Source organism: Steroidobacter sp., assembly GCF_036402275.1.
GTDB lineage: Bacteria > Pseudomonadota > Gammaproteobacteria > Steroidobacterales > Steroidobacteraceae > Steroidobacter.
In genome coordinates, this window is the sequence record NZ_DASWTF010000048.1 from 248370 (window position 1) to 260701 (window position 12332).

Here is a 12332-nt window from a genome sequence, read left to right on the forward strand (position 1 = left end):
CTCTCTCGCGCTCTATCGCAGTATTCCAGCTGCCAGAGCGTCCTCGATCGTCTGTTCTTCAGTCTTCTAACAATCAAGGGGAGCGCCATGAACAGAATCCTCATGCAGTTATCCACGGCTTTGGTACTTGCTGTCGCTTGTGTCGCTGCCACCGCGCAGGACACGCTGCCGTACAAGGATGGTGTGGTGGTGCTCGTTACCTCGGTGCGCACGCAGCCGGGCAAGTTCAACGACTACTTCCGTTATCTCTCCGGCCCGTTCACTCAAATCATGGAGGAGGCGAAGAAGCAGGGCATCGTCACCGAGTACGCATTCTACGGCGCGCAGCCCCAGTCGCCGGACGATCCGGATCTGTACATCGTGGAGACCTATCCGAACATGGCGACGTTCGACACCATCACGGACAAGATGAGCGCCATCAGCAAGAAGGTGTTCGGATCGCTGAAACAGGCCGATGAAGCCGATGCGAATCGCGAGGAGATCCGCAAAATCCTCGGCACGCAGATGATTCGGAAACTCGAGCCGGTGAGGACGAGCACGGCCACCGAATGATCGGCCTGAAATCGAGCGATGAAGCCGCAGGCGATGTCCCTGCGCTTCATCGCTGCTACTCACATGAGGCGCGACATTCGCGCAACTCGTCCAGGCACAGTCGATCGGACTCGCGCGCGGTCTCGTCGCAATCCTGTCGACGCGAGGCCACTGAACCGCCGAGCACTTCGACGCAGGCCTTGTATCTCGACGTCATCCGTGCCACGCACGCCTCGCGATTCATCGCGTAGTCACAACGCGATTGGCCGTAGTATGCGCAGCTGGTTGCCGCGGGATTGGTTGTGGTGATTCGGGCGGAGTTGCCGCCAAACGCAACTGCTCTCATGCATTCCTGCTTGCCACGGCGGCTTAGGCTGCGGCACTCACCATCGTCTCGCTCGCACTGAGCGATGCATTGTTTGCGACGAGCGTCGGGACCACTGCCGGCGGCGAATGGTGGCGCTGACTCGGATGTCGTCGCTTGCGCCACTCGCTGTGGCGGTGGCGATTCAGGCAACGAAGTCGCACTGATCGCATCGGCGGCCGATTGCTCCGGCGCTGGCGTCGGCGTCGGCTGCTCCGGCTCCGGTTCCGGCAACACGGCAGCCACTGACGGTGTTTGTTCCGGCGGAGGCGGATCCACCGGCGTCGAACCATCCGATCCACCACTCCCCGATGCCTCCGTTCCGCTGGCCGCGGGCGCCGCGGCTGAAGCTGCGGCGACGGCAGCTGGTTTCGGCGCACGTGCCTGGTTGTTCAGCACGACGAATGCACCTGCCGCCGCTGCCGCGAGCCCGGCGCCAATCAGCACCAGGCTGCCATAGCGAAATTTTTTCGGCGGCGGCGCCTCGATCTCCGCCAGCATCTCGTTGAGCGATTGGAAACGATCCTCCGGCAAGACCGCCATCGCACGCATCAGCGCGTCCGCATATCGCTTCGGCAGATCGCGCCGGAGCGTATCGATCGGCTGCACCGCGCCCATCGGCAGCATGCCCGCCAACAGTTCGTACAGCACGACGCCGAGCGCATATTGATCGGTGCGCCAGTCGACTTCTTTCGAGCCGATGCGCTGCTCCGGCGACATGTAATAGGCCGTGCCCAGCACCATGCCCGTCTGCGTGAGCTGCGAATTGCTGAAGGCGCGCGCGATGCCGAAGTCCATCAGCTTGACCGTGCCGTCCTCGGCCAGCCAGATATTCTCCGGCTTGATGTCGCGATGGACGATGTAACGATGCGCGTAACGAAGCGCCTCGATCATCTGACGCGCGATGTCTCTGACTTCGGCGATGCTGAAGACACGATTGTTCTGCCGGTACTGCTCCATCCGCTGGCGCAACGTTTGACCGCGCAACCGCTCCATGGACAGGTAATACCATCCGGCGTTCATGCCCACGTCATGCACGCGCACGATGTTCGGATGAGAGAGACTGCAGGAACCTTTGGCTTCCGCGAGGAAGCGATCCTTGGCCGCGCTGCTGAACTGCAGGTCCTGACGCAGCACTTTGATGGCCACGTCTTCGTCCTTGAGGCGATCGCGCGCGGCATACACGTTGCCCATCCCGCCTTGACCGAGCAACGGACCGATCTCGAAACGACCGCCGATGACTTCGCCGGGTTCCATGCGAACGGACGTATCGCCCGCAGACGGAGGCGCCAACGTCGTGCCCGAACGTACCGCCGTCGCGCCGTTGGGATTCGTATAGCGGCCGCTTCCGGTAACCAGTTCGAATGCCTCGCTCAGCTCGGCGAGCCTGGCGCTTTGCGCGTTGCGTTCCGCATCCGTCTGCGCCGACGCGAGCTTCTCCTGCACGACGACCAGCCGCTCGCCATACACGCGCGCCACGGTGGCGTGGTCCTCGTTCCCCTGCAAACCCAGGCTTGCCAGCGCCGCTTCTTTATTCATGGCCGGATTGTATGCCCGGCCAACCCCAATCGTTGCGCACCTCGGCCTTAAGGACGGGTCGGCGCGCGATGAAACTCACATTACGATGCGCAGGTGGGCCGCCCGATGCGGTACATTGGCGGTGTCCGTTCCTGTCGATGAGCTTTACCGTGCTTTCCAGATCCCTGTTGTTTCCCTTCGCGGTCACCACCCTGCTTGCCGGCCCCGCCTTCGCGGCCGACTTTCGTCTGATCGACTTTGGCGCTCCTTGCGACCAGATCGTGAAACAGGAAGCCGAGAGCGGCGCCGAAGCCTACGAAGGCAAACTCCCCTCCGGTTACCAATTCGCGTTCCGAGTCCGCGAACTGGATCGCGACGCGCTGGCGGTCTATGCCTGCGACGGCGGCAAGCTGTTCCGCAGCGGTTATATCTTCGAAGCCAAGGACGAAGCCGACGCCACCATGCTCTACGCCCGGATCAAAAAGCGCGTCAGCCGCGAGCGCGGCAAACCCTCCTACGACTTCGCCTCGACCGCCCACCGCAAAAAAATGAGCGACGCCGGCGCCACGCTCTCGCCCGTCGACACCATGGTCGCCTTCTGGGACGGCAAAACCTCCGAAGCCCACGCCTCCGTCGCCGAACCCTCCAAGGACCGCGGCTGGCGGGTCAGCTTGAGCTACACGGCGAATAGCCACGTCAAAGAGTGACCTTTTCGCGGGTCCACCGGCTTTTGATGACGGCGCGGGAGGCTGCAGGTAGAATCCCTCTTCCTCCCGCGCGGCCGTAGCTCAGTTGGATAGAGTACCTGGCTTCGAACCAGGTGGTCGGGGGTTCGAATCCCTCCGGCCGCGCCAATCCCATCAAGAACCAAATTCGGGCGCTAGCTGAACGGTGCTACGGAGAAACGCCGGTACATCTCCCGTGCTGACGACCACGGAACTGGTGACCGCGATCTCAATAGGCCGGAAGAGCACGTTGTCTCGGCCGACCTTGTCAACCAGAGCACTCTGCACGAACGCCTCAGCTTCATAGATTTCCCAGGAATGGACGAGATCTGGCGTGTCAAATAACCCAGCATAGGCAACTTGACCCGCCTCTTCGCCCAGACCAAATATCGACATCGCCAAGCGGACATACTGCCACTGATAGCGTTTCGTCATCGCGCCGCTTCCGCCATCGCATCCGATCGATCCAACGTAGCAATGATGCTCCTCACCGATGACGTAGATGAGTTGCGGGGTAGACTCATGCGCGCGCCAGAGATCAAAGAACTCTTGTAGCGCGTCCAAATAACAGGAATGGTCTCTCGGATCATTGGTTCGTCTACGATCACTATGCCGTCCTCACCGACCGACGCGGCGATGTTTCCGCCCGCACCCTCTATGATGTAGACGTTGCCCGAGACTTTCGTGATCTTGATCTGAACCTTGCTGAAATCCTGCTGCTGGGCGGACGCGAGCGCGCTGCACAGACATGTAGCGGCGATCCACAACGAACGCATCGGGTTGTTCATCGGAACTCCCCGTCTGCCGATGCCCGAGAAGCACGTCCACGGCGAATCAGTCCGCTCCTTCACCGAGGAATCGCATCATCTCCTCGTTGAATAACCTCGGGTTCTGCCACGAAGCCAGATGACCGACATCCGGCAAGATCACGAGTTTGGCGCCCGGGACCAAACGCGCGAGTTCTTCCGTATGCGCACGCTTGATGAATTCATCGTGCTCCCCGTCTGCGATGACAGTTGGCGTGGTGATCCTGGCAAGTTGTTCCGGCTGGTAATCGGGCTCCTTGGCCCACATCTCGTTGACCGCTTTGAAGAACGAATCGTAGTCTGTGGGAGTTGGCGATAGTTTCTCGTAATCCTGGCGCAGCTTCCTGAGGGCGGGGCCGATCAACGGATGGTTGTCCACATCGGGCGCGTCGGGTCTCAATCCGGCAACGTTGTAGTTCGCGCCGAACGCCCAGAGCTTGCTCAGGCGCTCGGGATATCGCATCGCCATGTCGAGCCCGATGATGGCGCCATCGCTGAGACCGACCAGTGCGACCTTGTCGATCTCGAGTCGATCCAGCAGCGCCACATAATCGTCGGTCATGATGGCATATCCGATCCGCCGTTCAGAACGCGTGCTTCGTCCATGACCGCGGCTGTCAGCGACGATTACCTTGTGACTCTTGATAAGCGCTGGAAGCTGGTTGCCCCAGTTGTCTGCACTCCCGAGCCCACCGTGAATGAGCAGCACCGGATTCTCGCCACCCTTGTTGAAGACGGCGTACCACATATCGATATCGCTGACCCGGACGCGCCCACTCTCATCCGCACGAGGCAGATCGGCGGGAAATGTTAGTTGGCTGGCGGACTGCGCGACCGCATGGTTCGAATGAGCTCCCGCCATGATCAAAATCGTCAGCGCGGCGACAGTGATTGTGATCGATGTACAAGGCCCGGAGCGCTTGGATGAAATCATTGTTGATCTCCTGCTGCTTGCCGGCGATCTCGTTTTGCCATGGTCGAGCGAGCCCAGGCGCGCTGCGAATGACGAGAAATCATAACAACAGCCGTGGAATATCGCTCGCCGCAGCGCGACCGCGACACGTTGATCACGTCGAACTCGCCATCAGGACGGCCAGCATCTAACGACCCGCGTCACCCAACCCTCACCGCTACGCCAGTCGTCGCTCATCGGCCCATTGGCGATCACGATCTTCGCCTGCGCTGAAACGGATGTTCCGCACTCGGTGGCATGAAATCTGCCGTCCTCTTCCAAACTCCGTCATGGTGCGATGCAACCTTTTTCGCGGCTGCTTCGTGTAACTGGAGACCCATCCCTCAAGAAATGGATCATGGAATTCAATGTACTCGTCGCGGAACCGAGCAATGCAGTTTGGACAGCGATCGCACAAGGCATCCGGGGGTATCAATCAGAAGCGTCGATTCTGCGGGTGAAGGATGGTGAACAAGCGCTACGCTTCCTCTTCCATAGAGGGTTGCTTGCGGAGGAGCCGCAAACACCGAGCCTCGTTGTGCTGGCCGGCGATCTCCCGATCATCCCGGCCGAGACGATCGTCGCTCGGCTGAGGCAACACCCTCGAACTCACGCCATACCGGTGATCGTGGTATGGCAGCAGGAGGTCGCGGACGCTGCCCATGCAGATGAGCAGCAACAATGGCTTCAACGCCAACGATCGCTTCTAATAGCTGGACCGTACGCGCTCGATCAGCAGGTGATCGAGGCTGCACGACAGCTTTGTGGCGAGCCACTGCCGGCCAGAGAAGAACAGCGGAGTGGAACATGATCTTGCGGTGAAAGCGGCCAGGCAAATGCACGTATCTGAGGTGAGCCACTAAGCACGATCTGCTGCCCGTCACAGGCGCGCCGGCCGACTCTCATGTCGGCCCGATACCATCGTCATCGAGAATAGTCGCCTCGGCGCAAGACTTGCCGCCGATGCGCGCTTGCTGAGGCGAGCGCAGACAGACTTTGAACGTCTCGTCCTCTTCCTTGAGCAAATCGTTGCGCAATGGTACGTAAATGGCCACTTGACGTTGACCATCCGCAAATCGAGCGGTGCCGGACGCCTTGTGGAAGTCTATTCCCGAATCAGCGCGACCACTGCGTGCAGACCATTGCACCGAAGCCCGTCCTCTGACGAGTTGCGTGCGCTTGAGGATGAATACTGCCGCCACGGACTGCTCGCTGGTAACGATCGAACGCGACGCGAAGGTGACTGCGGCGAGAGGCGCATCTGTTGCGGGACTCTTGCGGTTGGGATCTGAGCTTGACGGAGGCTGAGCGTCAGGAGGCTTGAGCGCGGGGTGAACCTCAGCGGAGATAGCTCCAGCTTCTTTGGAGTCTAGCTTCGCGTTCATGGTAGGCAGTGCCGCCACGTGTACGGGACTTGGTGATTCCGTGGGTCGTTGCGTGGTAACGAGAATGGCCACGAGCGCGCAGGCTGCGAAGAGGAAGAAACCCATCGCGCGCTGCTTTGGCATGGGAGCAAGCGGCGGAACATTCGACGTAGGCACGTCAGTCGTACCGGTGTCGTTCACGGGACTACTGTCCGAATCTACTGTAGGTTCCGTTATGACCTCCTGCAGGACTGCAGTGTCGAGGGGCTCAACCGCTTTGCTCTCGACAGCCGGCGACAAATCCGTGGTGTTCTCGTTTAGAAGATCAGCAGTCGTCTCATCCGCAGCGAGTTGCCCCGCGAATTCCGGGGCATCACAATGAACGGATTCGGTTGGCCGTTGCGGTATCAATGCTCCCTCCTGAGTGTGATACTCATGACGAAGCAGCGCGGTTCCTTGCAAGCCAGCCCAAGGTCATCTGTCGATCGCCCGCATTGACAGTAAACCGATCTTTGAACCACTCAAGACTTGGCTTGCGCGGCCGGGCCATCATTGATCCATTCGCGATCTCCATTAATCTTGCACATCTCGCTGAGGAGATAGGGATTGAGCAGGCGGCGCCGGTCGGGATCATCATCAACGAACTCGTAACAAACGCGCTGAAGCACGCGTTCTCCGAAGGGCGGGCTGGCGCGATCAAAGTAAAGCTTCAGAAAGAAGGCACACTCACGCTGTCTGTCGCTGATAACGGCATCGGCTGCGCGAACGCCCAACGAGAAGGCATGGGCTCTCGCCTGACCCGGCTACTGGCGCAACAGCTAACTCTGTCTGCGCCTCCGGGCAAAGCCTGCCCCTAACATGCCGATCGCTAACAAAGCGAGGGTGCCCGGCTCCGGAACCGATGTGCGCGAGCCAGCGGCTGACAAATGGATAACTGACGGTCCGCCATTCAGACCAAAAACGTTGTCAAACTTTCTGGCGTCAACGGATCTGTGGAGGTCGACAACCCAGAAGTCGGAACGGTTGTTTTTATCAAGCTTGATTACACCAGCCCCCTTGCGTTCACCTGGCATCTCAAAGCTGACGACATTCCCCTCGGCCGAGCATGAAATTACGTTGTCCTTATGCTTGTGCTCGACCGGCGATTCGCAAAACAGCGGCACCGCGCCGACCAAACCAGGAAAGAAAGCACCGGCGAGAATTGCTCCCGCGATATAAATTCGGCTGGCGTTCAAGATTACCGCTCCCATGGCGCACATGAGATGTAACAGGCAAGTCTTGTGCCCCGTGGCTATGTATATGTTTCTTCACATCGAGTGATCCAAAGTCTACAGCGCCTTGTAAATTTCTTCGGCGACCTAGCACCACTGATACATACTTATCGCCATTGGTTGCTCTCTCAACAAAGATCGCCTGACATTTCTTTAAGATCTTCAGCCGCAGCATCAGAGTGGACGCCACTCTTCCGCTGCACCTGCAAACCGGCAATCGATCTCATAGGAGAAACTACGTAGTTCAAGCGAGCGCGCTGCGCTTCACCATGGCGTCGTCGCAGTAGGGCGGTGGAAGTAGCGAGCTGCGATCCTTCGTTTGAAGCGCATTAGGGGCAGAGGTAACTCCTGCCCCTTTCTACTGCAGTCAGTCGATAGTGCGATGCAACAAGTCTGGATAAAGGAATGGACGGCCCACACCAAACTCAACCGACGATGTCTTGTTCTTGGACGATGAGCCATCCAACTCTGCCCGCACGGTAAGCGGAGGTCCGGAATGCTACCTATGCTCTTCAAGCTGTTCCGAAACCCCCCTCATCCTCGTCGGCGCTTCGAACAGGATGCATCGATCTCGGAAGCACTTCAGCGTCGCGTCGAGTCTATCGAGTTCCAACCGAGCAGAGGTTTTCTCAAGGACCAACGGCAAGACAAACGGTCCGGAATGCGACGCGGTTTGGTCCGCGCAGGCTTGTAGTAACCGGGCTCAACCCACCAACCCGATATCGCTTGGAAACATTGCGGTTGGGCATGTTGTCGGCGTGACCAAGCGAGCAGTTGGAACCCCGGCAATCAACTTTACATTGAGTCCATACGCTAACCGGCGTGCGGTGCACGTGTGCATTGCAGCGCGGGGCGTCCCGCCTCCATTACCGCGATGTCGATTGGCGAACCACAGGAGACTTCCTCATGCGCCATCCAATTCTGGTATTCGTTGCAAGTATCCTCGCGATCACATCTGTCATGGCCGATGACAAGGACAAGTCGATGGCGGATGAGGAGGCAGTGTTCAAGTCATTGGACAGAGACACCGATCAGCGGCTCAGCAAGACAGAAGCGTCGGGCGACGAGATGCTGAGCGATCACTTTTCCATGATCGACGCAGATGGAGATGGCTATCTCACAAAACGTGAGTACACCGCGCACCTGAAGGAAATGAAATCATCCGGGAAGGAACGCTAGCGAAGAGCCGCAGCACCGCGGGCGAGACACGCGAATACTTCTGCCTCGCTCGCGATCAGCATTTTGGCCACTCAAGCATCGTACTCGGTTCCTATTTGGGACGCTTGACTCGATTTCTCATACGGAGGCTGCGGCCGAATCGGCGCGGGGAAGCACGCGCTGGCCTCGAGTCGGGTGGTCTCAACAATGAGACAGGATTCTCAACGATGAGCTGTTCACAGTGTCCGTTGTGCCGTTGAACGCCTGCGCCCGACACCGCGACATCACCTGCGCCTGTGGAACTTGTATAGAGCAACGCCATTACTTCGTGTGTTGGGGAAGAAGGGAGCCGGGAAGTGCAGGATCTGCAGTACTTCACACATGTCGTGGACGGACAACTTTACGGCGCATGGTATCGCATGCTCTCGCACAGCGAAGTCGAGGTGATGGGAGTCGGGCTGCTTGAGGTTGTAAGTTATGCAGGGGCCAGTCCAGAAGCTGCAGCGAAGTCAGTGCTCGAAAACTCTGTACGCCAGCAGCTCCGAATGGGCGCTCCCATGCCAAGCCTGAAGCCCGGCCTGCCTTCGTCAGCGGAGACGATTGATACCGATCACGCTACAACCGCCGAATTGTCCGGGTCCGGTGCACCAGGGGAGATTTCCTCCGTCAACACCGCCCATTGACCGGTGTTCCCTTCGGACGGGTAGTGCGTGGCCAAGCGGTCGCGAACTTCCGTGTGATTCCCGCTCGCTACTTTGTAGGGATTCGCCCGTATAATGATTGGGAGGAATCCCCGAGAGTGGCAGGCGCGTAAACTTTGAGTGGCAGCAATACTGGTCCAGTTGGCTTGGATCGCTCCAAGCCCTGGCGGCGCGTGGACGACAGCACGTATTCGGAGTGCTCGTACCGCTTCACCGGAGACGGTCAAATAGAGGTCCTCGCGCTGGGCGCACGTGTCGTGGTGCCCCTCAACGCCCTCCTACTGTTACCCGAGCCAATTGCGCGAGCCATTCTCAGCGATCTGGCGGAGCAAGCCGCCTGCGAACTCAGGAGAGCAGCAAAAGCTTCTCCCGTTGAAGATGTGCGGTGACTCGTAGTCAGCCACTCCCGTCCGGCGTTCAGCCACAATGGCTTGCATCACTTCCAATGTATGTTGCCGAAGCTGAGCGACTCCCAAATTCGCAACGATCATTTGTCATAACCGCACCTCCTTTTGAGCGCTCGCGATCCCGATCGCATTATTTCGTAGCCCGCATAACGAGCGAGGAACTCTTTCGGTCGGATCTTCGTGTACCTCCCATGCAGCCAGGGATTCTGTGCTGCGACCGAGGGAGGAAACTTCATGAGCGACTCGACAGCGGAAAGGATTGACGACGCAGCCGCGGAGCTAGAGCTAACCGCGGAAGAACTACGTGAGCTTTCGCATCCCCGCCCCGACAAGCGCGAGATTGGCCCCACGGCACAGCCATCTAGCGCCGTGACAAGCGCATCAGGGAGCAAATTGGATTCGCCGAGAGCATCAACCGATCGTTACAGCGCCTCGCAGCTGTCCTTTCAGTGATCGCTACTGTCTGTATCGTTGGATCAGCATACGTACTCACGAGCTCGGAAGGCGCAAACCAGTCGACAGCGAATACTTCTCAGCAAGCAACTCGAACCGAATTGCCGGCACCAGAGCAGCTCGCCAAGGGCGAACCGGTTCGATTTGCGAACCCGTTCGATACTGCTGAAGTGTTCGAATTTCCAGCCGAAACGACCGAGATCGAGGCACGCGACGCGGTCGCCGAGGCCATTGGAACGCGCAATGTCGCGCCGGAAGACCTGATCAGGAGGCGGCTGCGCGACGTCCCTTCCCTCACCCAAGGCTTCCCGCAAGCCGCTCAGCGAGTCGTGCGCGCTTGAACTCTTCGACGACGTGGTCGATGAAGACGCGCGTCTTCGCGGGTAATAGCGTGCGATTGGCATAGTAAAGCGAGATCGCGCCCGCATCCGCGTACCATCGCGGGAGGAGACGTACGAGCTCTCCACTTTCGAGCTCGCGAAGAACATCGGGAACGGCGATGAGTGTAACGCCGAGACCGAGCACGGCCGCCGTACGCATCGCTGCTGGCTCGTTCACGACGAACGTCTCCTTGAGAGGTGCGTTCATTTCCGCCCCAAGGACGTCGCGCATCACCCACTGCCGAACGCGCCCCGTGCGCATCGATCGCATGGCAATCCCGTCGAGCGCCGCAAGGTCCGCCGGGACCTGCGGCACGGCGTGCCGCCTCATGTATTCGGGGGAAGCAACCGCCACGATGTGAGCAGGCGCCAGCGGTCGAGACACCATGCCGGGCGCCAGCTCGAAGCCTCCGCCAATCGCGACGTCGTAGCCTTCGGCCACGAGATCGACCTGTCGATTTTCAAAATGCCATTCGGCTCGGATCCGGGGATAACGCGCCAGGAAACCTGGCAAGAGCGGCATCAGATGCGTGATGCCGAAGGTCGGCGCCATGCTGACCTTGAGGATGCCGCCCGGCTCCCCGTGATCCGCGGCAACACCCGCGATCGCGGCCTGTAGAGCGTAGAGGTTTCCACCAATGCTCTGCAGGAACTGCTCGCCCGCTTCGGTCAGCGTGAGCTTGCGAGTGGAGCGATGAAACAGCCGTATTCCAAGGTTCCTCTCGAGCATCGCCACGTTGCGGCTGACCGCCGACGGCGTGAGCCCGAGCTGCCGAGCGGCGGCGGAGAACCCCCCGCCCTGAGCGCTGCGTACGAACGATTCCAGGTTGGCCAGAGACTCCATGGGCGCATTTTCAACGATTACGCACAAAAGATTCCAGTCATTACCCGCTAATCAAGAACCAATCCGGAGGTGAGACTGCCGCCACGTACCCACCCACTGGAGACTCACATGAGCAGCAACCTTCCCCTCACTGGCAAAACGGCGCTGGTCACCGGCGGCTCGCGTTCCATCGGCGCGGCGATCGCCAAGCGCCTTGCTGCAGACGGCGCGGCTGTGGCCATCACCTACAGCGCCTCCCCCGAAAAAGCAGAAGCCGTGGTGGCATCGATTCGAGCCTCCGGCGGTCGAGCGCTGGCCATTCAGGCCGATGCGGGCAATCCAGATGCGGTCCGCGCGGCGGTCAACCGAACGGCCGCTGAGTTCGGCAACCTGGACGTGCTCGTCAACAACGCCGGTATCGCGATCAACGCGCCCATCGATCAGGTCAAGTTCGAAGACTACCAACGGATGATCGCGGTCAACGTCACCGGCGTCTTCGTCGCCACTCAAGAAGCTCTGCGTCATATGAAGGCCGGCGGACGAATCATCCATATCGGCAGCTCGATGACGAAGTATGCGGCGTTTCCGACGGCCTCCGTCTATACGCTGACCAAAGGCGCAGTTGCGGGTTTCAATCGCAGCCTCGTCCGCGATGTCGGTCCTCGTGGCGTCACCGTCAACACGGTTCATCCCGGTCCGACCGACACTGATATGAATCCCGCGGATGGTCCGGTCGCACAGATCGTCGGTCCGGGCATGGCTATCGGCCGCTACGGGCAGTCGCATGAGATCGCGAGCGTCGTCGCCTATCTCGCGAGCCCTGAGTCGGCGTTCGTCACAGGGGCCGACATCGTTGCGGACGGCGGGTTCACGGCCTGA

General features: G+C 59.7%; 15 protein-coding genes and 1 tRNA gene. 9 read left to right on the plus strand and 7 right to left on the minus strand.

Features of this window, described 5'->3' with window-relative positions:
* The first annotated feature begins 87 nt into the window (after window positions 1-87).
* Window positions 88-552: a hypothetical protein gene (locus tag VGD45_RS28250; RefSeq protein WP_331158740.1), complete on the plus strand. Its 465-nt coding sequence runs from the start codon at window positions 88-90 to the stop codon at window positions 550-552.
* A 55-nt stretch (window positions 553-607) separates the two neighbouring features.
* On the opposite strand, the gene VGD45_RS28255 is transcribed toward VGD45_RS28250, so the two are convergent.
* On the minus strand, window positions 608-2434 hold the full coding sequence (locus VGD45_RS28255) for a serine/threonine-protein kinase (protein ID WP_331158741.1): 1827 nt from the start codon (window positions 2432-2434) through the stop codon (window positions 608-610).
* Between the two features lie 137 nt (window positions 2435-2571).
* On the opposite strand from VGD45_RS28255, the gene VGD45_RS28260 reads away from it, so the two are divergent.
* Both VGD45_RS28260 and VGD45_RS28265 read left to right on the plus strand, forming a co-directional pair.
* Window positions 2572-3120 (plus strand): hypothetical protein, encoded by a 549-nt coding sequence (locus VGD45_RS28260; RefSeq protein WP_331158742.1) that lies wholly within the window; start codon window positions 2572-2574, stop codon window positions 3118-3120.
* Window positions 3121-3190: 70 nt separating this feature from the next.
* Window positions 3191-3267 (plus strand) — tRNA-Arg (locus VGD45_RS28265).
* Window positions 3268-3273: 6 nt separating this feature from the next.
* Here VGD45_RS28265 and VGD45_RS28270 read toward each other — a convergent pair.
* The 3 genes from VGD45_RS28270 to VGD45_RS28280 are packed head-to-tail and all read right to left on the minus strand — an operon-like array spanning window position 3274 to window position 4806.
* A complete protein-coding gene (locus tag VGD45_RS28270; protein ID WP_331158743.1) occupies window positions 3274-3573 on the minus strand; it encodes a hypothetical protein in 300 nt (99 codons plus the stop codon).
* Window positions 3570-3926, minus strand: coding sequence for a hypothetical protein (locus tag VGD45_RS28275; protein ID WP_331158744.1), 357 nt, complete (start codon window positions 3924-3926; stop codon window positions 3570-3572). The genes VGD45_RS28270 and VGD45_RS28275 overlap by 4 nt, the downstream gene beginning before the upstream one ends.
* Before the next feature lie 46 nt (window positions 3927-3972).
* Window positions 3973-4806 (minus strand): alpha/beta hydrolase, encoded by an 834-nt coding sequence (locus VGD45_RS28280; RefSeq protein ID WP_331158745.1) that lies wholly within the window; start codon window positions 4804-4806, stop codon window positions 3973-3975.
* Between VGD45_RS28280 and VGD45_RS28285 the strand changes: the two genes are divergently transcribed.
* Window positions 4805-4963, plus strand: a complete 159-nt coding sequence (locus tag VGD45_RS28285; RefSeq protein WP_331158746.1) for a hypothetical protein — start codon at window positions 4805-4807, stop codon at window positions 4961-4963. The genes VGD45_RS28280 and VGD45_RS28285 overlap by 2 nt on opposite strands.
* A gap of 291 nt (window positions 4964-5254) precedes the next feature.
* Window positions 5255-5707 (plus strand): hypothetical protein, encoded by a 453-nt coding sequence (locus VGD45_RS28290; RefSeq protein WP_331158747.1) that lies wholly within the window; start codon window positions 5255-5257, stop codon window positions 5705-5707.
* A 91-nt stretch (window positions 5708-5798) separates the two neighbouring features.
* Here VGD45_RS28290 and VGD45_RS28295 read toward each other — a convergent pair whose 3' ends face one another.
* Window positions 5799-6281, minus strand: a complete 483-nt coding sequence (locus VGD45_RS28295; RefSeq protein WP_331158748.1) for a Calx-beta domain-containing protein — start codon at window positions 6279-6281, stop codon at window positions 5799-5801.
* 512 nt (window positions 6282-6793) lie between these two features.
* On the opposite strand from VGD45_RS28295, the gene VGD45_RS28300 reads away from it, so the two are divergent.
* A complete protein-coding gene (locus VGD45_RS28300) occupies window positions 6794-7117 on the plus strand; it encodes a sensor histidine kinase (protein ID WP_331158749.1) in 324 nt (107 codons plus the stop codon).
* Here VGD45_RS28300 and VGD45_RS28305 read toward each other — a convergent pair.
* On the minus strand, window positions 7079-7495 hold the full coding sequence (locus tag VGD45_RS28305; RefSeq protein WP_331158750.1) for a PEP-CTERM sorting domain-containing protein: 417 nt from the start codon (window positions 7493-7495) through the stop codon (window positions 7079-7081). The two genes, VGD45_RS28300 and VGD45_RS28305, sit on opposite strands and share 39 nt — an antisense overlap.
* 942 nt (window positions 7496-8437) lie before the next feature.
* On the opposite strand from VGD45_RS28305, the gene VGD45_RS28310 reads away from it, so the two are divergent.
* Window positions 8438-8710 carry a hypothetical protein gene (locus VGD45_RS28310; RefSeq protein ID WP_331158751.1) on the plus strand — a complete coding sequence of 91 codons (273 nt, stop codon included), beginning with the start codon at window positions 8438-8440 and terminating at the stop codon, window positions 8708-8710.
* Window positions 8711-9045: 335 nt separating this feature from the next.
* Entirely contained in the window at window positions 9046-9372 is a 327-nt protein-coding gene (locus tag VGD45_RS28315) for a hypothetical protein (protein ID WP_331158752.1), read from the plus strand.
* Between the two features lie 1172 nt (window positions 9373-10544).
* On the opposite strand, the gene VGD45_RS28320 is transcribed toward VGD45_RS28315, so the two are convergent.
* On the minus strand, window positions 10545-11474 hold the full coding sequence (locus VGD45_RS28320; RefSeq protein WP_331158753.1) for a LysR family transcriptional regulator: 930 nt from the start codon (window positions 11472-11474) through the stop codon (window positions 10545-10547).
* Window positions 11475-11582: 108 nt separating this feature from the next.
* On the opposite strand from VGD45_RS28320, the gene VGD45_RS28325 reads away from it, so the two are divergent.
* Window positions 11583-12332, plus strand: coding sequence for a 3-oxoacyl-ACP reductase family protein (locus VGD45_RS28325; RefSeq protein ID WP_331158754.1), 750 nt, complete (start codon window positions 11583-11585; stop codon window positions 12330-12332).

Excerpts from the sequence above, each read along its gene's own strand:
- VGD45_RS28250 (WP_331158740.1), top strand. The coding sequence starts at position 88 with ATGAACAGAATCCTCATGCAGTTATCCACGGCTTTGGTACTTGCTGTC.
- VGD45_RS28255 (WP_331158741.1), bottom strand. The coding sequence starts at position 2,434 with ATGAATAAAGAAGCGGCGCTGGCAAGCCTGGGTTTGCAGGGGAACGAG.
- VGD45_RS28260 (WP_331158742.1), top strand. The coding sequence starts at position 2,572 with ATGAGCTTTACCGTGCTTTCCAGATCCCTGTTGTTTCCCTTCGCGGTC.
- VGD45_RS28270 (WP_331158743.1), bottom strand. The coding sequence starts at position 3,573 with ATGACGAAACGCTATCAGTGGCAGTATGTCCGCTTGGCGATGTCGATA.
- VGD45_RS28275 (WP_331158744.1), bottom strand. The coding sequence starts at position 3,926 with ATGAACAACCCGATGCGTTCGTTGTGGATCGCCGCTACATGTCTGTGC.
- VGD45_RS28285 (WP_331158746.1), top strand. The coding sequence starts at position 4,805 with ATGATCAAAATCGTCAGCGCGGCGACAGTGATTGTGATCGATGTACAA.
- VGD45_RS28280 (WP_331158745.1), bottom strand. The coding sequence starts at position 4,806 with ATGGCGGGAGCTCATTCGAACCATGCGGTCGCGCAGTCCGCCAGCCAA.
- VGD45_RS28290 (WP_331158747.1), top strand. The coding sequence starts at position 5,255 with ATGGAATTCAATGTACTCGTCGCGGAACCGAGCAATGCAGTTTGGACA.
- VGD45_RS28295 (WP_331158748.1), bottom strand. The coding sequence starts at position 6,281 with ATGAACGCGAAGCTAGACTCCAAAGAAGCTGGAGCTATCTCCGCTGAG.
- VGD45_RS28310 (WP_331158751.1), top strand. The coding sequence starts at position 8,438 with ATGCGCCATCCAATTCTGGTATTCGTTGCAAGTATCCTCGCGATCACA.
- VGD45_RS28320 (WP_331158753.1), bottom strand. The coding sequence starts at position 11,474 with ATGGAGTCTCTGGCCAACCTGGAATCGTTCGTACGCAGCGCTCAGGGC.
- VGD45_RS28325 (WP_331158754.1), top strand. The coding sequence starts at position 11,583 with ATGAGCAGCAACCTTCCCCTCACTGGCAAAACGGCGCTGGTCACCGGC.